At 52.3% G+C, this 18189-nt stretch carries 20 protein-coding genes; 13 read left to right on the top strand and 7 right to left on the bottom strand.

Going from position 1 to position 18189, the window contains the following annotated elements; translation table 11 throughout:
• The first annotated feature begins 18 nt into the window (after nt 1-18).
• From OS112_09465 to OS112_09455, 3 genes are all read left to right on the top strand, one after another.
• Nucleotides 19-897 carry a CBS domain-containing protein gene (locus OS112_09465; protein WAC04675.1) on the top strand — a complete coding sequence of 293 codons (879 nt, stop codon included), beginning with the start codon at nt 19-21 and terminating at the stop codon, nt 895-897.
• Nucleotides 898-960: 63 nt separating this feature from the next.
• Nucleotides 961-1170 carry an NFYB/HAP3 family transcription factor subunit gene (locus OS112_09460; protein WAC04674.1) on the top strand — a complete coding sequence of 70 codons (210 nt, stop codon included), beginning with the start codon at nt 961-963 and terminating at the stop codon, nt 1168-1170.
• Between the two features lie 96 nt (nt 1171-1266).
• Complete coding sequence (locus tag OS112_09455) at nt 1267-1521, top strand: PRC-barrel domain-containing protein (protein WAC04673.1); 255 nt, start codon at nt 1267-1269, stop codon at nt 1519-1521.
• Here the strand turns inward: OS112_09455 and OS112_09450 are convergent.
• From OS112_09450 to OS112_09430, 5 genes are all read right to left on the bottom strand, one after another.
• Nucleotides 1503-2201 (bottom strand): phosphoglycolate phosphatase, encoded by a 699-nt coding sequence (locus OS112_09450; GenBank protein ID WAC04672.1) that lies wholly within the window; start codon nt 2199-2201, stop codon nt 1503-1505. The two genes, OS112_09455 and OS112_09450, sit on opposite strands and share 19 nt — an antisense overlap.
• Nucleotides 2195-3169, bottom strand: a complete 975-nt coding sequence (gene radA, locus OS112_09445; protein WAC04671.1) for a DNA repair and recombination protein RadA — start codon at nt 3167-3169, stop codon at nt 2195-2197. Before radA ends, OS112_09450 begins: the two co-directional genes overlap by 7 nt.
• Before the next feature lie 86 nt (nt 3170-3255).
• On the bottom strand, nt 3256-4551 hold the full coding sequence (locus OS112_09440; protein ID WAC04670.1) for an OB-fold nucleic acid binding domain-containing protein: 1296 nt from the start codon (nt 4549-4551) through the stop codon (nt 3256-3258).
• Between the two features lie 16 nt (nt 4552-4567).
• Entirely contained in the window at nt 4568-5860 is a 1293-nt protein-coding gene (gene lysA, locus OS112_09435) for a diaminopimelate decarboxylase (GenBank protein ID WAC04669.1), read from the bottom strand.
• Entirely contained in the window at nt 5857-7005 is a 1149-nt protein-coding gene (locus OS112_09430) for an LL-diaminopimelate aminotransferase (GenBank protein ID WAC04668.1), read from the bottom strand. Before OS112_09430 ends, lysA begins: the two co-directional genes overlap by 4 nt.
• A gap of 141 nt (nt 7006-7146) precedes the next feature.
• Here OS112_09430 and OS112_09425 point away from each other — a divergent pair, with 141 nt between their 5' ends.
• The 6 genes from OS112_09425 to OS112_09400 all read left to right on the top strand — a co-directional run bounded on the left by OS112_09425 (nt 7147) and on the right by OS112_09400 (nt 11038).
• Complete coding sequence (locus OS112_09425) at nt 7147-7881, top strand: ABC transporter ATP-binding protein (protein WAC04667.1); 735 nt, start codon at nt 7147-7149, stop codon at nt 7879-7881.
• Nucleotides 7874-9280 carry a hypothetical protein gene (locus tag OS112_09420; protein WAC06169.1) on the top strand — a complete coding sequence of 469 codons (1407 nt, stop codon included), beginning with the start codon at nt 7874-7876 and terminating at the stop codon, nt 9278-9280. The genes OS112_09425 and OS112_09420 overlap by 8 nt, the downstream gene beginning before the upstream one ends.
• Before the next feature lie 10 nt (nt 9281-9290).
• Complete coding sequence (locus tag OS112_09415; protein ID WAC04666.1) at nt 9291-9614, top strand: divalent-cation tolerance protein CutA; 324 nt, start codon at nt 9291-9293, stop codon at nt 9612-9614.
• Nucleotides 9615-9715: 101 nt separating this feature from the next.
• Nucleotides 9716-10180, top strand: coding sequence for a DUF1890 domain-containing protein (locus tag OS112_09410; GenBank protein WAC04665.1), 465 nt, complete (start codon nt 9716-9718; stop codon nt 10178-10180).
• The gene (locus OS112_09405; GenBank protein ID WAC04664.1) at nt 10168-10440 is read left to right on the top strand and encodes a DUF1894 domain-containing protein; all 273 of its coding nucleotides are present in this window, start codon (nt 10168-10170) and stop codon (nt 10438-10440) included. Before OS112_09410 ends, OS112_09405 begins: the two co-directional genes overlap by 13 nt.
• A 205-nt stretch (nt 10441-10645) precedes the next feature.
• On the top strand, nt 10646-11038 hold the full coding sequence (locus tag OS112_09400) for a response regulator (GenBank protein ID WAC04663.1): 393 nt from the start codon (nt 10646-10648) through the stop codon (nt 11036-11038).
• A 15-nt stretch (nt 11039-11053) separates the two neighbouring features.
• On the opposite strand, the gene OS112_09395 is transcribed toward OS112_09400, so the two are convergent.
• Nucleotides 11054-11938, bottom strand: coding sequence for a HEAT repeat domain-containing protein (locus OS112_09395; protein WAC04662.1), 885 nt, complete (start codon nt 11936-11938; stop codon nt 11054-11056).
• 305 nt (nt 11939-12243) lie between these two features.
• Between OS112_09395 and OS112_09390 the strand changes: the two genes are divergently transcribed.
• Together OS112_09390 and OS112_09385 are read left to right on the top strand one after the other, a co-directional pair.
• Entirely contained in the window at nt 12244-13899 is a 1656-nt protein-coding gene (locus OS112_09390; protein WAC04661.1) for a 2-oxoacid:acceptor oxidoreductase subunit alpha, read from the top strand.
• Nucleotides 13896-14747: a thiamine pyrophosphate-dependent enzyme gene (locus tag OS112_09385; protein ID WAC04660.1), complete on the top strand. Its 852-nt coding sequence runs from the start codon at nt 13896-13898 to the stop codon at nt 14745-14747. Before OS112_09390 ends, OS112_09385 begins: the two co-directional genes overlap by 4 nt.
• Nucleotides 14748-14818: 71 nt before the next feature.
• Here OS112_09385 and OS112_09380 read toward each other — a convergent pair whose 3' ends face one another.
• Nucleotides 14819-15166, bottom strand: a complete 348-nt coding sequence (locus OS112_09380) for a hypothetical protein (protein ID WAC04659.1) — start codon at nt 15164-15166, stop codon at nt 14819-14821.
• A 266-nt stretch (nt 15167-15432) separates the two neighbouring features.
• Between OS112_09380 and OS112_09375 the strand changes: the two genes are divergently transcribed.
• Together OS112_09375 and OS112_09370 are read left to right on the top strand one after the other, a co-directional pair.
• On the top strand, nt 15433-16911 hold the full coding sequence (locus OS112_09375; protein ID WAC04658.1) for a PKD domain-containing protein: 1479 nt from the start codon (nt 15433-15435) through the stop codon (nt 16909-16911).
• Nucleotides 16912-17094: 183 nt separating this feature from the next.
• The gene (locus OS112_09370; protein ID WAC04657.1) at nt 17095-18069 is read left to right on the top strand and encodes an IPT/TIG domain-containing protein; all 975 of its coding nucleotides are present in this window, start codon (nt 17095-17097) and stop codon (nt 18067-18069) included.
• The last annotated feature ends 120 nt before the right edge of the window (nt 18070-18189 follow it).

Here is an 18189-nt window from a genome sequence, read left to right as displayed (position 1 = left end):
GTTATACGGTTTATCGTTATGGACTTATCCCTTATCCAGAAAGATATCCTCATCACTCTCATCACGCTTTATTACCAGCACTCCCATTCGATCAAGGGGGAGGAGATCGCGGATGTGATCCGGCGGAACCCCGGCACTGTCCGCAACCAGATGCAGGCATTAAAAACAATCGGGCTTGTCGATGGCGTGCCCGGCCCCAAAGGCGGGTACATACCCACCGCCCTTGCCTACAAAGCGCTCAACCTGAGTAATGCCGCGGGTGACTATGAAGTCAGCATCAGCCGGAACGGGGAAGTCGTAAAAGGGGCAAGTGTAACGGAGATCGATTTCACCACCCTCTGTCATCCCGATATCTGCCATGCGGTCATCAAACTGGTCGGAAGCGCCAAATTTTTTGAGATTGGCGACCAGATTGCCATTGGCCCGACACCGGTAAACAAGCTGGTCATCAAGGGAGAGGTGTTTGGAAAGGATGAAGCGGAACAGTCTTTATTGATCTCCACGTCAGAGATGGTCTCCCTCCCGAAAAAGGCAATAAAATATTACATGAGTTCGCCATTAAAAACCCTGCAGAGCTCTGACACCATCCGTGATGCGGTGGCTCTATTTAATAACTGTCATATCCACGGGGCGCCAGTCATCGATCGGGGAAATCTACGGGGTATCATCACCATGAGCGATATCACCAAGGCGATTGGAAACGAGCTGCCGATGACAAGCAAGGTATCTGCCGTAATGACTACGGATGTTGTTGAAGTCCCGTCCAGTACAAAACTATTTGAGGTGGTGCGGAAGTTCAAGGAACGGGAGATCGGCCGGCTCATTGTGGTTGAGGACGGAAAACCCGTGGGGATCCTTACCAAGTCCGATATCATCAGGGTTTTCCCATCGGTATAAAGAACGGGTTGTGACATATTTTTATACCATGAGAAGTGAACCAAAGAAGGGGACGCAATTAAAATGACTGAATTATCCCAATCCGCTGTTGAACGGATCATGAAAAAAGCTGGTGCCGGGCGTGTCAGCGCCGATGCAACAGCAACACTTGCCAACCTTATGGAGGAATACGGCGTGTTTCTTGCAAAAGAGGCAAAAAAGATGTCAGATCATGCAGGCAGAAAGACCGTGAGAGGTTCTGATGTTATAATAGCAGCTGAAATGTTCAAATAACGAATAAGCCTCCGTAATCCCTGAAAAATTCAGAAAAAGCCCGAAATAATCCCTTTTTAGGAACACTTTATATATTTATACGTCGTCAATTTTTTTATGACACGCGTATTTGCCCGCAGTCTCTCACGAAAAAAGGTTATGACCAATGACGGGAAGCTCATCGGAACCCTCAAGAATATCAGGGTCGATTTTGATTCCGGGCAGGTCATTGAATTGCTCATCCATCCTGACCAGACATTTGACACAACAAATTATGAGATGGAGGATGACAAGATCCTGAAATTCCCGTTTGAGGCAGTCAAGGACATCAAGGACTATATCGTCGTTGACCGCTACCTTGGACGGAGATAAGAAAAATATTTTTCAACTGCTTCAACAAATCCGTCGCCATATTCTTTTTTTGTCACAAATGCTGCTGCCGCCTTTGTGTCCGGATGGGCGTTTGCAACCGCAATTCCGGTTCCTGCCTTTCTCAACATTGAAACATCGTTGACCGAGTCTCCGATGGCAAGGAAATCAGATGCCTGAAGATTCATCTCCTGTGCGAGTGCTCCGAGAGCAGATCCTTTATCTGTCCCATGTGCCTGCAGATGAATTGCGTAGCCGGTGTCGATCACCCGGACTGGCAGGCCTGCGACAATTTTTTCCACCTCTTTAACCGGAACTGTCCGGGCAAACGCGAGATCTGCAAACCGGTAGGTGGGGCTGTATAGATCCAGCTCTATCCCTTTTTTAAGATAATGGGTTTGCACCAACCCCAGCGCCTGCTTGCAGACTGCCTGATCCCCTTTAATGTGCAGGTGGCCGTTATACCCGATACGGAACACCCCCCCGTTCTCCGCAATGAATGTCCCGCGGGTACCCGTCATTTTACAGACCGCATCCATGAAACATGCTGTATTCCCGCTCGCAAACACAACCTCTACGCCGTTGTCCTGCAATAAACGGATTGCAGTAATTGCAGCGGTGTGGATGCGGCGGGACGGATCGGTGATCGTCCCGTCAATATCGGTCAGGAGTGCTTTTAACAAGGCTTGAGACCTGCCTCTTCAACGATAAACGGCGCCTCCCCCTCCGGGAGATTCGGGCTGTCAACAAGGCGTGCAATGCGTTTGCCGCCTTTACTCTTGCGCAGGTAGATCCGGAACGTTGCGGTGTGCCCGACAATGTTGCCGCCGATGGGTTTTGTCGGGTCTCCGAAAAAGACCGCAGGGTTGGACATCACCTGGTTGGTTACAAGCGCAACCGCATTATGCTCATCAATGAGCTTGAAGAGCTCGTGCATGTGACGGTTCAGCTTCTGCTGGCGTGTCGCAAGCGTGCCCCGTCCGGCATATTCCGCCCTGAAATGGGCAGTAAGCGAGTCGATGATGAAGAGCTTGAACGGTTTATCGCTGTCCTTGAGTTCGTTCGCAAGTTCTCGTGAATTATCCACGAGAAGCATCTGGTGGTCTGAGGTATGTGCGCGGGCGATGTGAATATTGTTTAAAAAATCCTGGGCATCAAGCCCGTCAATCCCAAGCCCGTTGACCATCTGTTCGATTCGCTCCGGCCGGAACGTGTTCTCAGTATCGATGTAGATGACACTCCCGTTCAACCCGCCATCATCTTCCGGAAGCTGGACATTGACTGCCATCTGGTGGACGATCTGACTCTTACCCGAACCAAACTCACCGTACATCTCGGTAATTGCCTGAGTCTCCAGCCCGCCTCCCATCAGCGTATCCAGTTCGGGGACGCGGAACGAGATTTTCCGTACATCCTTTCTCTGTTCAAAGATGTCCTTTCCGGTCTTGAACCCGTCAAGGTCAGCCTTTTCGCGGGCTGCCTTGATGATCTTTTTTGCGGTTGCTTCGGAGATCTCGGTGATCTCGGCAAGCTCTGCCGGTGAAGTTGTCGCAACGCTCTCAATGGTGAGATATCCGGCTTCGCGGAGTTTTTCTGCCGTACTCGGGCCTACACCCGGTAAGTCCTCAATCTCTTTTGGTTTTTCAGCCATGTTGTGTAACATCTCCTGTGGCACAAGAACATTTTAAATCCATACATATATGCTCTCGGAGTGCGCAGCGTGAAAGTGAATTCGTGTTATCGGACCAGCATATCCTGCAGGTCTTTTGCTTTTTTCCTGACCTCTTCTGGAGAAACGGTCAGGGGTTCAAAATTACCCGGCTTGATCCTGTTCCCTGACATCATCCCATTCACCCGCACCTCGTGCCAACGGGGGAGATCGCACCCTTCAACAAGATATCGCACCCGCCCGTTGTCAATAAAGGTATTCCCGTTGCTGATAATTACCGTCCCTTCAAAAACAATCTCACCGGACTGCATCTCCGGAATCCTGATGGCACTGCCCCGGCCAACCCCCAGCTCTATGTCATGGAACCTTCCGGGTTTCGCTTTCGAATAATAAATCTCGATCAGGGTGCCGGGAGTTATTGGGAGCAGCGCCTTCTCCCCCCATAATACGACGTTGATATCATCCCTGCCGTCAGTTATGATAATATTCCTGACCCATGATGCCCTTCCGTCACGGGTTTTGAACGCACGCGGTTCCTGTACCCGTTTTACGTCCCCCTGCACAGAATAGGTGCCCCGATCGCCCACAGAGCCGATTGGGGTGAGCGGGGTGGACACCTGCGCATCCGTGACTGCCACAGTGCTTTTGTCATCTATACTGTACGCCCGCCCCTCTCCCCGCATGTTCGGTTTTGCACCCGTAATGTGAATGGAGGCTCCCGGGAGGATGCCTGCAAGTACCTCCGGAGTCCACGCGACAAGGCGGGCTGTGCCATGTGCATCCCCGATCACCGCTTCCACCATCTCTCCGCCCGTACCATCCTTCCGGGTAAACGGACGGGGCTCTTCAAGATCAATGAGAAGCACGTCGAGGTCAACGGGTTCCGCCCTCAGGCTTTCAGCACTGTCTTCCGGTACATTGCATTCTATTGTGCAGCTTGCTTTGCGCAGCGCAAGTGCATAGATCTCTTTTGCACTTTTACCCGAGTGACGCCCGATGACCTCCAGAACATCCCCCTTTGCTATCTCCTCAACTGCCCCGGCCCGTTCATCCCACAGTACAACCCGAACGGTCCCGGTCTCGTCTCCCAACAGCAGAGTTGCGACAGCGCCTTTCTCGCCATCTGGGCGATCGAACACCCTCAGTTCTGTTTTATCAATGACTTTTGCAAAAAAAGAAAAGAGGCTGGATCTACCAGACAGCCCCTGGATTTTGACGTGCGCCCTGCCCAGTTCCCCTACGACAAGCATCGCGGCGGTTGACTCGTCTACAAGGTCCCCGCATGAATCGATCTTTGTCCCAACCCTTTCTTCAAACTCTTCCCGGGTGATCAGGTCATCGACCAGAGCATAATGGAAGAGCACGGGCCAAAACCTCCTGCTATTTTTGCCAGGGAGGGAGTTCCATGGCGGCAGTGATGTCGCTGATGGTCTCGCCCCTCCGCATCAAAGCTGCACGCGTCCCCTGAATAAGCACCTCTGGACAGCGTGGCCGGCAGTTATACTGGGACGACATTGCAAACCCGTATGCCCCCGCGTCGAGCACTGCGATGAGATCGCCGGCTGCAACCGGGGGGAGCCTGCGGTCCGGTGCGAGGATGTCCCCGGTCTCGCAGATCGGACCAGTGACGGTGTATTCTGTCGACAGGGGGGCATCTGCCCTGTTTGCGACTATCACTTCATGGTATGCATCGTACATCGCTGGACGTATGAGCAGGTTGAAACCCGCGTCCACGTTGGCAAACCTCTTGTGAGCGTTCTTTGTTGAGTTGACCCTTGTGAGGAGCACGGTGGAATCGGCAACAAGCGAGCGCCCGGGCTCGACCCAGAGTTCAGGACTGATCCCGCATGCTTCGACCCCCTCCCTGAAGACAGGGACAACCTTTGCAGAATAATCCTCCGGAGTCGGTGCAGGATCTGTGTCGTGGTGATAGGGAATGCCAAGCCCGCCGCCGAGATCGATGAACTCGAGCTGCACGCCCATGTCTGTCAGTTCCCTGGCGATACGCACCATCACTTCCGCAGCCCGGGCGAACGGTTCCACATCAAGGATCTGCGAGCCGATGTGGCAGTGAAGCCCGACTGGTTTTATGTTTTTGCATGTAAGCGCCTCACGGTACGCCGTTGGGATCTCTTTATGGGGAATGCCGAACTTGCTTGTTGCAAGCCCGGTGGCAATCTTCGGGTGCGTTGGCACTTCGAGCGCCGGGTTCACGCGGAACGCGATCTTCGCAACCTTCCCCGCTGCTTTTGCTGCTGCATCGAGCTGGTGGAGCTCATCGAGCGAGTCCGCCGAGACTCTTACGCCCTTTTCCACCGCGAGAGCAAGATCCTCGGGCGTCTTTGAGCTGCCGTTAAAAAGCAGTTTTTCCGGGCTCATGCCGGCATCAAGCGCGAGGCGGAGTTCGCCTGATGAGAAGACATCAGCCCCGGCGCCCAGCTGTGCAAGTGCCCTTATCACAGCGAGGTTGCCGTTTGCCTTTGCCGCAAAGAGGACCTGCACTTTCGGGTACCGGGCCGTTAGTGCTTTCCTGTAGTTTTCGAACTGTTCGCAAATCCGGTCTTCGCTTGTAACATACAGAGGTGTCCCATATTTCTCCGCAAGTGCAACGCAGTCCTGCCCGCTGATGCAAAGATGACCTTTTTGTATCATGAGGTGGGGGGGTAGTTTCAAAGGGAAAGCCTCCTCATCCGCTCAATCGCCTCATTGATCCGCCCTACCGGGCGCGTAATCGCAAACCGCACATACCCCTCGCCACTTGAACCGAATCCGACACCTGGTGTTGCCACAATTCCTGCCTCGGTAAGGAGTTTTGCCACAAATGCCATGCAGTCATTTACCGGCAGCCAGATATAGAACGTCGCCTTCGGTGCCGGAATATCAAAGCCAAGGCTACGCAGCCCGGCGATCATTACGTCCCGGCGCTCCTGGTAGACATCGCACGCCATCTTTACACAGTCCTGCGGGCCGGAGAGGGCTGTGATTGCCGCATGCTGCACCGCGTTGAAGACCCCGGAGTCCACGTTGGTCTTGACCCGCCCGAGCCCGGACAGGATATCCGCATTGCCAACCGCCATCCCGATCCGCCAGCCGGTCATGTTATAGGTCTTTGAGAGCGAGTGCATCTCAATGCCGACTTCCATCGCCCCTTTTGTCTCCAGAAACGAAGGAGCCCGGTAGCCATCGTACGCAATCTCGGAGTATGCATTGTCCGAAACGACTACAATGTTGTGGTCACGGGCAAAGTCCACGACCTCTTTATAGAACCCTGCCGGTGCGACCGCTGCGGTCGGGTTGTTCGGGTAATTGATGAACATGAGTTTACTCGCTTTTGCAACTTTTTCCGGGATTTCATCAAGGACTGGCACAAAGCCATTCTTTTTGACAAGCGGCATCTCATGCACCCTCCCTTCCGCAAAGAGGGTACCGGTCCGGTAGACCGGGTATCCAGGGCTCGGGGAGAGGACATAGTCACCGGGATTCACAAACGCCTCGGCGATATGGGCAATCCCGTCCTTTGAACCCATGAGAGCGACGACTTCTTTTCCTGCATCAAGCCCGACGCCGAACCTTTTTTTATACCAGGCTGCAACCGCGCTCCGGTACGCGGGCATGCCGGCATAGGATGGATAATGGTGGTTGTCCGGGTCATGAGCCGCTTTGCAGAGAGAGGCGACGATATGGTCAGGAGTAGGGAGGTCCGGGTCTCCCACCCCGAGGTCGATGATATCGGTGCCTTTTTTCTGCTGCTCAAGCTTCATCTCGTCGATCCGTGCAAAAAGGTACGGCGGGAGATTGTTCATGCGTGCTGCATACATAGATAGTAAATCATGTGCGCTGAATTCTCTAGTATTTACCGATCTTTGGTATCGGGAATTTCGTAGTGATTTTCACGTAGTGAGACGTGTATCGTTGAGCAGGTCATACGCTTATTAGCAAAGAGTAATAATATGAGCGTTATGGAGAAAACAGAGAGCATTATCGAGGCAAGAGGACTTGTCAAACAGTTCGGTGATGTGACCGCAGTCGATACCATATCGCTCTCCGTTGGAAAAGGAGAACTCTTTGGCCTGCTCGGGCCCAACGGGTCGGGGAAGACGACGATGATCAAGATGCTGACCGGGCAGATCCGTCCCACCAGCGGCTCGGCTAGGGTAATCGGAATTGATGTGGTACAAGACCCTGTTGGCGTGCGGGAACATGTCGGTATCATCCCCGAACAGGAGACCCCCCCTAGTTTTTTGACCTCCGTCGAGTACCTGGATTTTGTCGGAGAGGTGCGCGGGATTCCGGATGTTCAGAAGAAGGCGAACTGGTGGTTTGACTTTTTGGATTTCGGTGATAAAAGGGACGTTCTCTGTAAGGACCTGTCCCGCGGTACCCGCCAGAAACTGATGTTTACCCAGGCGTTTCTCCACGAACCGGTGCTGGCGCTGATCGATGAGCCGCTTATTAATTTCGACCCGATCATGCAGCACAAGGTCAAGGAGTATCTTACAGACTATGTCAGGAAGGGAAATACAATCTTCATCTCAACGCACATCCTCGAGATCGCAGAAGAGATCTGTTCCGGGTTCGCGATCCTGCACAAGGGGAAACTTCTCCATTCCGGCACTGTTGCGGAATTAAAAGAGAGAAATCAGCACCTTGACGACTTCTTCCTGTCGCTCGTGGAGAAGGATGGTCATGTTTAAGCTCTTCACGAATATGATGAAGGAGGAATGGCGGGTTCATTCCACGATGTTCGGGAGCCTCTCTTTTGCACTCTTTCCGGTGATGATCTTTGGGATTGCATTTATGGGCTCTTTTCTTCTTCCTCTCTTCCGGGCAGTTGTCCCGCCGGGTTATCTTGCGATTATCATCCACGCCATGTTCCTTCTGCTCGGTATTATGGTCGGGGGATTCGGGCTTCTCGGTATGGAGGTGATGAACCGTCGGTTCGGGCAGGCAAGCCTGCTCTCGTACTCTGCAAGAAGTCTGCCCATCTCCGAACAGGAAATCTTCTGCACCTTTGTTGTGAAAGACACCGTTTATTACCTGATCCTGTGGGTCTTGCCGGTTGTTGCCGGTTTTGCCCTCGCGTCTCCGTTCATTGCAGTCCCCCTCTCTCTTCCCCTTCTCCTCCTCCTCACACTCACCCTTGCATTTCTTACCGGTCTTGCCCTTATCTTCCTGCTCTCCACGGTCTATTCACGGTCGAAGCGGGTGCTCGGTTTTCTCCTTATAATCATGGTCATCGGGTGGGCTGCTCTCTCCCTGTATACCGGCATCGGCCCGGCTGCACTCTTCCCCCCGCTGCAGCTCTTTTACGCGTTCTCATGGATGACCCTCCTTACCGCGTGCGCTGTCGTGATCATCCCTTCTGCAATCGCGGTTCTCCTTTTCACATCAGAAGGTGCGGATGCAACAAGGAGGTTTAAAAACACGCTTGTTCCGCTGACCAAAAAACTGTCATTCTTTCCCTATCCCCCTCTTGCTGCCAAGGATTTAATCGACCTTTTGCGCAGCGGCAGCTTCATCGGGCAGACCCTCTTCTCCTTTCTTATCCCGCTGGGGCTCCTCTGGTTTCTCCTTTCGGTGCTTGCACGGTTTCTTCCTCCGGGCAATATCATCCTCCTCTTTGCGATACTTACCGGAGTGATCTCTTCGACGATGTATACTTGGCTCACCATGTTTGATACGTTCAGTTCGTACGCATGTCTGCCGGTTGATGTCCCTTCGCTACTGAAAAGCAAGATGTGCAGTTTTGCCGTACTTCAGGTAATCCCTGCGGCACTCATCGTCTTTGTCAGCGTAGCGTCCGGAGGGGTGGTGTACCTTGCCCCCGCGCTCGTTCTGTGCCTTGCGGTATCATTTTATGCGCTTGCGGTCACCGTCTGGCTCACCGGTCTCTCACCGAGCGTGCTCGTATATGACGCGAAAGTCCTGTTGCTCTATCTTGTTGCAGTCGGCGTGGCAATATGCATCCTGATCGCGCTTGCGTTCATTAACCCGTACTATGTGTTTGCGGCGGTCCTCCTCTTCCTGCCGGCCTGGATACTCGTAAAACGGAGCTACAGGAAATGGGAAGCATGGGACCAGCCAGGGTTTTAGGTGAGTGGCAATGAGTCCGTCTCCGGAAATTGTGATGATCCTCTCAACCGTACCGCAGGAAAAATCCGAAGAAATGGCACGGGCTCTCCTTGACAAACGGCTCGTTGCATGCATCAACACCCTTCCGGTACGGTCGTTCTACCATTGGAAGGGGGAATTCTGCGATGACTTGGAGCAGCTTCTCATCCTGAAGACGACCCGGAAAAAAGTAAAAAAAGTCATCACCGCGATACGGGAGATGCACCCGTACGAGATACCGGAGATCATCGCCATTCCGGTCATCGCTGGTCACACCCCGTATCTTGATTGGGTGTACGAGGAAACTCGAGGCTGATGCAAAAATCCCGTTTGCAGGCTGACGAGGCCATAACAAACAGGCTTATTTCTTGCCACGGGATATTTATTGTGAATTAAAGGGGTCTGGTTGATCTGGTATTGGAAGATAACCCTCAACGGTCAGCATTGCTTGTCCTCGGTTGCCCGCAGGTGCCGGTGCAGACGAGCATTGCACTTTACCTGATCCACCGGCTCAGGCAGGAAGGTGTCATTCCAGTCGTGGCAGGCAACCGCTCGGCAATCACCCTTCTTGTCGTTGCCGATCCCAAACGCCATTACCTTGGCGAAGCGCTGGACCTTGACCATGCCATCGACCAGATCATGGATAAAAAGCGTGACTTTGACCTGTGTTTTGTCTTTATCCACAACGATGCGGGCGTGAGCTATGCGGCCACGATGGGGGCAATCTCAAGGGCACGCCTGTATTCTATCATCTACGGCGAGCATTACGACGAGATCGTCGCATCGATCAATTTCCCCTGCATAAGCATCGCGGCAAAAGCGGTGCACAACCCGATGCCGCTCAAAAAAATGCTGGACGAGGTGGCTCCATGGGCTGCATAGAATCCCTACCCTACGAAATAGTCCTTAGCGGCAGTTCGTTTAAAGAGTGCCGGGACTATATCAAAAAAAAATGCAGGGAATCGGTCGAGGTCCAACCGGGTTTCAGAATCTTTGATACGCATATCATCGGGGTTCCGCCAATCACAATCGGCCTTGACGGGGATTTTGTAATCTTTCCATATACAAAACCCTGCCATGGGACGTTCCTCCTGCGGGTGGAGGACAGGGAAGAAGCGGACAGGTTGCGAAAGAAGAAATGAGGGTATTATCAGATTCCCTTATCTGCCCTGAAGATGAAACAGCTTGCGGTCAATCAGCCTCAGCTGGTGCGTTCTGGTTCAGACCAGTCCTTCAGACTATTTCATACATGGCATTTTTTATAGGGTCGTTCACTATCAGATTTTAAAAAGGAAATATCTTATAGGAGTTAAAAGATTGTTTATTATATTAATTTAAGTGGCATGCATGACCGGCAAAGGCAGAATACTCCTGATGGACGATGAACAGGTGATCCTTGATGTCACCAAAGAAGTGTTGAATTTTCTAGGTTATGAAGTTGTATTTGCCCAAGAAGGGGCGACGGCCATCGAGATATACTCAAGGGAGCGATTGGCGGGGCGCCCGTTTGATCTCGTCATTCTTGACCTATCAGTACCAGAGGGGATGGGGGGGCAGGAGACATTTGGAAAACTCCGTGCCCTTGACCCGTCTGTAAAGGTTATCATATCCAGCGGGTATACCAGCGAACCCATGATGACAGATCCCTTAAAGTTCGGACTGAACGGCGTGCTCGCAAAACCATACCGGATTGCCAATATCAAAGCGATCCTCGAAACGCTCATCCCAAAAAAAGGATGAAAATTAAAAAAATGATCAGGACATCATCTTTTCGAGCGCTTCTTCTGCTGCAGTCCTGACATACTCGTCTTTATCGTCCAGCGCTTTTTTAAGGAATTCCAGTGCCCGCGAATCCCCGATCTTCCCGAGTGCTTCAACCGCGCCCCAGCGGACATACCAGTCGGTGCTCTTGAGCGACTGGACAAGAGCGTCCACTGCAGCAGAGTCCCCGAGTTTGCCCAGTGCCCATGATGCCGGTACCTGAACAAAAGAGTCCGGCTCCTTAAGAGCGGCGATCAGGGTCTTAATTGCATTTTTATCTCCGATCTTGCCGAGAGCATCTGCAGCGCTCCATCGGACATACCAGTCCTGGTCATTTACCGACTGGATAAGCGGATCGACTGCCGTGCTGTCCCCGATCTCCCCAAGCGCCCATGCTGCTCTAACCCTTACAAACCAGTCCTTGTCCTTGAGCGCAATGATGAGGGGTCCGACCGCCGGTCTCCCGATCAGGGAGAGCGCAAGGGCACTGTGCCACCTGAGGTCGCTCTCAGCTTCCTTGAGGAGGTCGATGAGCGGTTCTACCGCAGGTTCACCGAATTTTGCAAGAATGATCGTCGCGCGCCAGCGGACATCGTAATCTTTCTCGGTCATCGCACGGATAAGGTGAGGGATTGCCGGCTCCCCTACCCTTGCAAGAGCGATACCTGCAAGCCACTGGACATCCTTGTCATCCCCCTTGAGAGCCTTGACAAGGGGTTTGATTGCCGGTTCACCGATCTCTCCCAGCACGAGGGCAGCACGCCAGCGGATGCCAAGATTATTATGCCGCATCGCTTTGACCAGGCTCTGCAGATCCATTCCGCTTTTGCTGTGGACAGAATAAATTTTCACATCCGGGACCATCGTGTTGGTTCTCATTCTTTCACACTCGTTGGCATAGCAGTCATAATGTGGTCACCCATGCTCCCGGGACGAATCCGGGTTACCGGAGTTTATCCAGTCCGGGCAACGGGAGGCTGTTATCCACTTATTCTTATATTTTGATGGTTGACGCACGTCTATTTGAACATAACTGTGCAAATAAAATAAACCCGTCCGGTATGCATCCCCACTATCAGAACCCGTATCCTGAATCTTTTTTAGTCGTCATATCCTTTCAGCAGGAGCAGCATGACAACCTATATCCGTCTCCTCCTCCACCAGAATGTTAGGGGGGTTTTTGAGTGCCAACGGAAGTGTCAGTCCTCGTTGGGGGCAAGGCGGGGGATGGTATCAACAGCGCCGGTGCAATGGTCACCCAGTTGCTCAACCATCTCGGATATCACACCTACATGTATTTTGATTACCCGTCCCTGATCCGGGGCGGTCATAACTTTGTAATTATCAGGGGAACAGATCATCCGGTTGGTGTGCACCGGGATGCTGTCGACTTTGTCCTTGCTCTCAGCCAGGAAACCGTTGGGAAGCATTCCTCGCGGATTAAGGACACAACCGAGACCATTTACAATTCAGATCTTGTCCGTTCAGGCGGGCAGGGCATCTCGATTCAGTCCATCCTCCATGATGAAAATGCGCCCGCTATCATGGGCAATTCTGCGATCATCGGGGGATTTGCCAAAGGAGCAGGTATTGGCTGGGACACGGTTTCTGATGTCTTCTCCGCCCATATCCCCAAGGGTGTGGATGCAAATTTGAGGGTTGCACGACGGGCATATGATCAGGTTACAACCGTCCGCCCGATACCACCCCTTGGGGGCAGGCGGTATTCGATCCTCACCGGAAACGAAGCGATTGGTCTGGGTCTCTTTGCCGGGGGTTTATCTGCTTTTGTCTCGTACCCTATGACCCCTTCATCCAGCCTCCTGCATTTCCTTGCCGAGCATGCCCAACAATTTGACATTACCGTGGTCCACCCTGAGAACGAGATCGCGGTGATACTGATATCGCTCGGGTTATCCTATGCCGGTAAACGGGCGGCTGTGGGGACTTCAGGTGGCGGGTTCTGCCTGATGACCGAAGGACTCTCCCTTGCCGGCATGGCGGAGATCCCGCTGGTGCTCGTGGTGTCGCAGCGGACCGGGCCATCCACCGGCCTTCCCACCTACACTGCCCAGTCCGATCTCCACTTTATCCTGAACGCAGGTCAGGGGGAGTTCCCGAGGTTTGTGGTCGCGCCCGGTGACGCAGGTGAGGCTTACTTCTGGTCTGCATGTGCGATGAACATTGCAGCAAAATTCCAGATCCCGGCGTTTATCCTTTCTGACAAGACCCTGTCTGAGGGATCCTACAGCATCGACGCCTTACAACTCTCTAAGATCGGGGCTGATGAACCCGTGGGCTGGGACGGGACATTGCCATACCTCAGGTATGCAGACACCCCATCGGGAATCTCTCCTTTGGCATTCCCGGGATCAAAGGACGCAGTGGTCAAGGTGAACAGCTATGCCCATGATGAATCCGGCATCACTACCGAAGAGGCGGAATCTGTTGTCCGGATGACCGAAAAACGGATACGCAAAGCAGCCGGGCTTTCCAGGGAAATGGAGACCTATGACACGGTCTTTTTCCATGGTTTGCCTGATGCCGGAACTGCGATTGCCTGCTGGGGCTCCACGAAAGGAGTCTGCTGTGAAGTTGCGGATGAGCTGGGGCTTAAGGTAATACAGCCCGTTGTCATGTCCCCGTTCCCGGCGGATAAATTCAGGGATGCGATGCAGGGGGCCGGCAGGCTGATTGCAGTCGAAGAGAATGCAACGGGACAGCTTGCGGCACTCCTGCGCTTCAATACTATACCTGTTGATGCCATGGTACTTCATTACGACGGGCGCCCGCTTACTCCGGATATACTCCGTTCCAGAATCAAGGAAGTGATCCCATGACCGGGCGCCAGCTCGTAACCAGTACCCAGAATACCTGGTGCCCGGGCTGTGGAAATTTCACCATCCAGCACGCGCTCAAGAACATCCTGGCCGATCTGGAATCTCAGGGGAAGAGCCTAGATGATATCGTCCTTGTGTCAGGAATCGGGTGTCATGCAAAGATCGCCGACTACTTGAATATCAACAGCTTCTACGCGATCCACGGCAGGGCAATTCCTGTTGCAACAGGAATCAAACTCGCAAACAGGCATCTGACCGTAATCTGCTGTGTTGGTGACGGGGATGCATATGCCGAGGGGCTTGACCACCTCATCTTTGCCGCCAAACGCAATATCGATATCACTGTCCTTGTCCATAACAACCGTGTCTACGGCCTGACTACAGGTCAGTACACCCCCACCTCCCCGTTGGGGTTTGCAGGGCGCTCAACACCGGCGGGAACCCTGGAGTATCCGATTAACCCGCTGGAGCTCATGCTTGCGAGTGGTGCGACATATGTCGCACGAGGCTATACGAAAAAAATGGACCAGCTAAAGATCCTCATCCGCGGGGGGCTTGACCACCATGGGTTTGCATGCATCGATATTCTTCAGATCTGTGCGACATTCTTTCCGATGGCCGACTATTATAACGCCCATGCCTGCGAGATCCCGGAGTATGACCGGGCGGATTTTTCTGCCGCCTGTGAAAAAGCGCGTGAATGGGATTATAACAACAATAACCCGATTGCGCTTGGCCTGTTTTACCAACGGTCTTTCCCGACGTTCGATGACCGGATGGCCCTGCAGCCTCACGAAAAGGCAGACCGGGAAGTGGTCATTGCAGAATTCCTCAATTCCCGCCTGTGACAGGCATTTTGGTATGTTCACAAATCCACTATTTTTGTAAATTAAAGTACTAAAAATTCCAAAAAAATCTGTTACTTTCTGGCACTCCAAAGTTCCTGCGGGTGGTACTCCTTTATGACCGTCTGGCGCTGGTCCCTTTGGACCACCCGGTGGAATTCCTGATAATTCACGATATAGATATGGTGGTCAATGAGCGCGGTCATATCCCTCTTTCTACTGGATATTAAAGGCGACAGCCAGCTCAGCCCTTCCTCTTCCCCCTCATGGTTCACGACGTCTGCCATCTGGTTGCGCATAAGTGCGCTGAGATCTTCTTTAAGCACGAAAAATTCAGCGCCCGCAATGTCCATCACAAGCCCGTTGCCGGTCTTTTTCAGGATTCCGGCATTTGAGTAGGTTTCACCCATTGCTTTCCTCATGGCATCACCACATACCAGATCCAGTACAACCATGTAAAGGTAGCGTCAGACAAAAATTCGGGCTGTATTTTTAAAACCGGGGGTTTTATTCCAATTTTCCCGGCCGCGTAATATTATATTTCCACACCTTCTTACCAAGTAATTACCGGACCCCCGGGCCGTTCATCCCCCCCGGTACCATAAAGGGTAACCGATGAAAAGTGAGCGGAGAGTTCGGGTGCGGAAAATTTCGATACGATTATCTGAATATAAAAAAAGGATGATGTATGAGGAAAAAGGCAGAATTCTGGTTTCTTGTGGTAGGACTGGTGGTGCTCTCCGCCATTTTTGCCGGCTGTTCCGGGGAAACGTCACCAGCGACTCCGGTCCCCACGACTACTGCTGTTGGCCCGAAATTTGTTGCCGGGGACATCATCGCAAAGACCGCATCGTCAACGGACTCCATCTGGCTGATCGTAAAATACGATGCAAAAGCCGACAAATACGAACGTGCCTTCGTGTATAAAAAATCCGACGGGAGCTGGTACCGGAAGGATGAACGGACCGAACTGGCAGACCGCGCCACGACAGAAAAGCTCTATCCGGCAAAGGTCACCCATGTCAGCTCAATATCAGCGGTGCCGATCGTCACTGCGACAACCGTGCCTGTTACAACCTCAACAACGGTCACCGCAACCACCGCCCCGCTGGCAGCGCCGACCGTCACCGGCATCACCCCGAGTTCTGGTAGTGCAGGAAGCACCTTGAATATCACAGGCATTGTTGGTACCAACTTCCGCTCCGGTGCAACCGTCAGGTTGGAGAGAGGTGCCGCATCGATTGCCGGATCTAGCGTCACTATCGTCTCTTCGTCCAATATCACCTGCCAGTTTATCATCCCCTCCAGTGCTGCGACCGGTGCATGGAACGTGACGGTGATCAATACGGATGGTCAGTCGGAGAGTCTGGCAAGTGGTTTCAGCATCACAAATACGACGACGACTCCGCCACTCCCGGTGATAGCGAATTTCACCAGCAACCCGACGTCAGGGAACAAGCCGCTGGCGGTTCAGTTCACGGACGCATCTACCGGGCCGGTAACTTCAATGTCATGGACATTCGGAGATGGCAATACCTCAACCACACAGAACCCCTTATATACATATCCGAATGCCGGAACCTTTACCGTGAGCCTGATGGTGAGCAACGGGAGCGGGAGCAATACGCAGACAAGGACGAACTATATCACGGTCACAACCCTGACACCAGCACCGGTGACAGCGAGTTTCACCGGCAACCCGACATCAGGGAACAAGCCATTGGCAGTGCAGTTCACGGACGTATCTACCGGGCCGGTAACATCATGGTTATGGATATTCGGAGATGGCAATACGTCAATCATACAGGGCCCGCTGTATACGTATCCGGACGCGGGTACCTATACTGTTAGTTTAACGGTGAGTAATGGGACCGGGACCAACACCCAGACTAGGGCGAACTATATCACGGTAATGACGCCACCACCTGTTGCAAGCTTTACAGGTATACCTACATCAGGAACTGCCCCAATTACGGTTGCATTCACAGATACTTCGACCAATTCCCCGACATCGTGGGCATGGAACTTTGGTGATGCCGAAACATCAAGCATCCAGAATCCGTCGCACCAATATACAAGTGCAGGTAACTATACCGTTACACTGACGGCGACAAATGCCGTTGGCAGTAATACTGCAACGATGTCAAATTACATCACTGTAACGTGATCAACATCCTTTTTCCTTTTTATCATGCAGTGATTATCTCACTACAAAAATTAGATAAAGAAATCTTCAGGGGCGACATTGGTCCTCCATGTGAGGCTGATCCAAATGAAAAATCCCGGGTGAATCGATTGGGAACACAAAATAATTATGGATATGGCCGGAACGATATACCGGGTAATTTCAATGAAGTATCATTTCCTGATAATTGGCATGCTTATTGTCGGGGTGTTGTGTGCCGGCTGTTCTGACGAGTCCGATTCCGGTACTGCAACACCGGTTCCCACGACGATGCCTGTTCAGCCGAAATTTATCGCAGGCGATATTGTAGCAAAGACTGCAACTTCTGTTGACACCTACTGGCTGATCATCAAATACGATCCAAAGACCGACAATTACGAACGTGCTCTCATCTTCAGATCATTAAAGGAAACCTGGTACCGGAAGGATAATAAAACGGAACTTGCGGATCGCTCCGTCATGGAGAAATTATATCCGGTTAAAATATTCCACACAAGCTCGATTTCCGCTATCACTCTTGCAACTCTAACGGCAACCCCTACTGCAACTCTGACCACATCAGGCCCGGAACCGACAATAACGGGCATCACTCCCAATACCGGGACATCCGGGTTTAGTGTGAGCATCACGAACCTTGCAGGAACCAACTTCCGGACGGGTGCGACGGTGAAGCTAATGGGGACGGATTTGTCTTCGGTCGCTGCTACAAATGTCGTGGTCGGTGAAAAATCCATCTCCTGTACCTTCAACCTGTATGACCTCAAAGAGGGGAAATATACCGTCGTTGTCACAAATCCGGACGGGAAGTCAGCAACACTGACAAGCGGGTTTACCATCAATACTCCGGGTCCAGTTGTCGCCGGAATTAATCCTGCGGAGGGAATGATTGGTCAATCGCTCGACCTTACCATCACCGGGAGCAGTTTCAAAGATCCGGCAAAGGTAATCTTTCACAATGGGAGTAACCAGTTCGATTGCACGAATACCAAGGTGACCTCTGCAACTCAGATTACCTGTTATCTTCCGGCAATTCCAAGTGGAACGGTAACAGGATTCTGGGACATCGAAGTGAAAAATATTGAAGACAAGCAAAACGGCACCGCAGTGAGCAAATTCAATATCAGGAACGCAACAGCATAGAGAATAAGTCCCAAAAACTATTTTTTAGGTCAGCATATCCGAAATTAACAGAAATACCTGACTCGTTAACATCGACAAGGACTTTTTGAAAGGGTTATCCTGCCGGTTCTCATTTTTTGT

It is taken from the genome of Methanoregula sp. (assembly GCA_026625165.1).
In the GTDB taxonomy this organism is placed as follows: domain Archaea; phylum Halobacteriota; class Methanomicrobia; order Methanomicrobiales; family Methanospirillaceae; genus MVRE01.
This window is presented reverse-complemented; position numbering and strand designations above follow the sequence as displayed.

Coding starts and splice junctions, on each gene's coding strand:
- OS112_09465 (WAC04675.1), top strand. CDS start 19: ATGGACTTATCCCTTATCCAGAAAGATATCCTCATCACTCTCATCACG.
- OS112_09460 (WAC04674.1), top strand. CDS start 961: ATGACTGAATTATCCCAATCCGCTGTTGAACGGATCATGAAAAAAGCT.
- OS112_09455 (WAC04673.1), top strand. CDS start 1,267: ATGACACGCGTATTTGCCCGCAGTCTCTCACGAAAAAAGGTTATGACC.
- radA (WAC04671.1), bottom strand. CDS start 3,169: ATGGCTGAAAAACCAAAAGAGATTGAGGACTTACCGGGTGTAGGCCCG.
- OS112_09430 (WAC04668.1), bottom strand. CDS start 7,005: ATGTATGCAGCACGCATGAACAATCTCCCGCCGTACCTTTTTGCACGG.
- OS112_09425 (WAC04667.1), top strand. CDS start 7,147: ATGGAGAAAACAGAGAGCATTATCGAGGCAAGAGGACTTGTCAAACAG.
- OS112_09420 (WAC06169.1), top strand. CDS start 7,874: ATGTTTAAGCTCTTCACGAATATGATGAAGGAGGAATGGCGGGTTCAT.
- OS112_09415 (WAC04666.1), top strand. CDS start 9,291: ATGAGTCCGTCTCCGGAAATTGTGATGATCCTCTCAACCGTACCGCAG.
- OS112_09405 (WAC04664.1), top strand. CDS start 10,168: ATGGGCTGCATAGAATCCCTACCCTACGAAATAGTCCTTAGCGGCAGT.
- OS112_09400 (WAC04663.1), top strand. CDS start 10,646: ATGACCGGCAAAGGCAGAATACTCCTGATGGACGATGAACAGGTGATC.
- OS112_09395 (WAC04662.1), bottom strand. CDS start 11,938: ATGAGAACCAACACGATGGTCCCGGATGTGAAAATTTATTCTGTCCAC.
- OS112_09385 (WAC04660.1), top strand. CDS start 13,896: ATGACCGGGCGCCAGCTCGTAACCAGTACCCAGAATACCTGGTGCCCG.
- OS112_09380 (WAC04659.1), bottom strand. CDS start 15,166: ATGAGGAAAGCAATGGGTGAAACCTACTCAAATGCCGGAATCCTGAAA.
- OS112_09375 (WAC04658.1), top strand. CDS start 15,433: ATGAGGAAAAAGGCAGAATTCTGGTTTCTTGTGGTAGGACTGGTGGTG.
- OS112_09370 (WAC04657.1), top strand. CDS start 17,095: ATGAAGTATCATTTCCTGATAATTGGCATGCTTATTGTCGGGGTGTTG.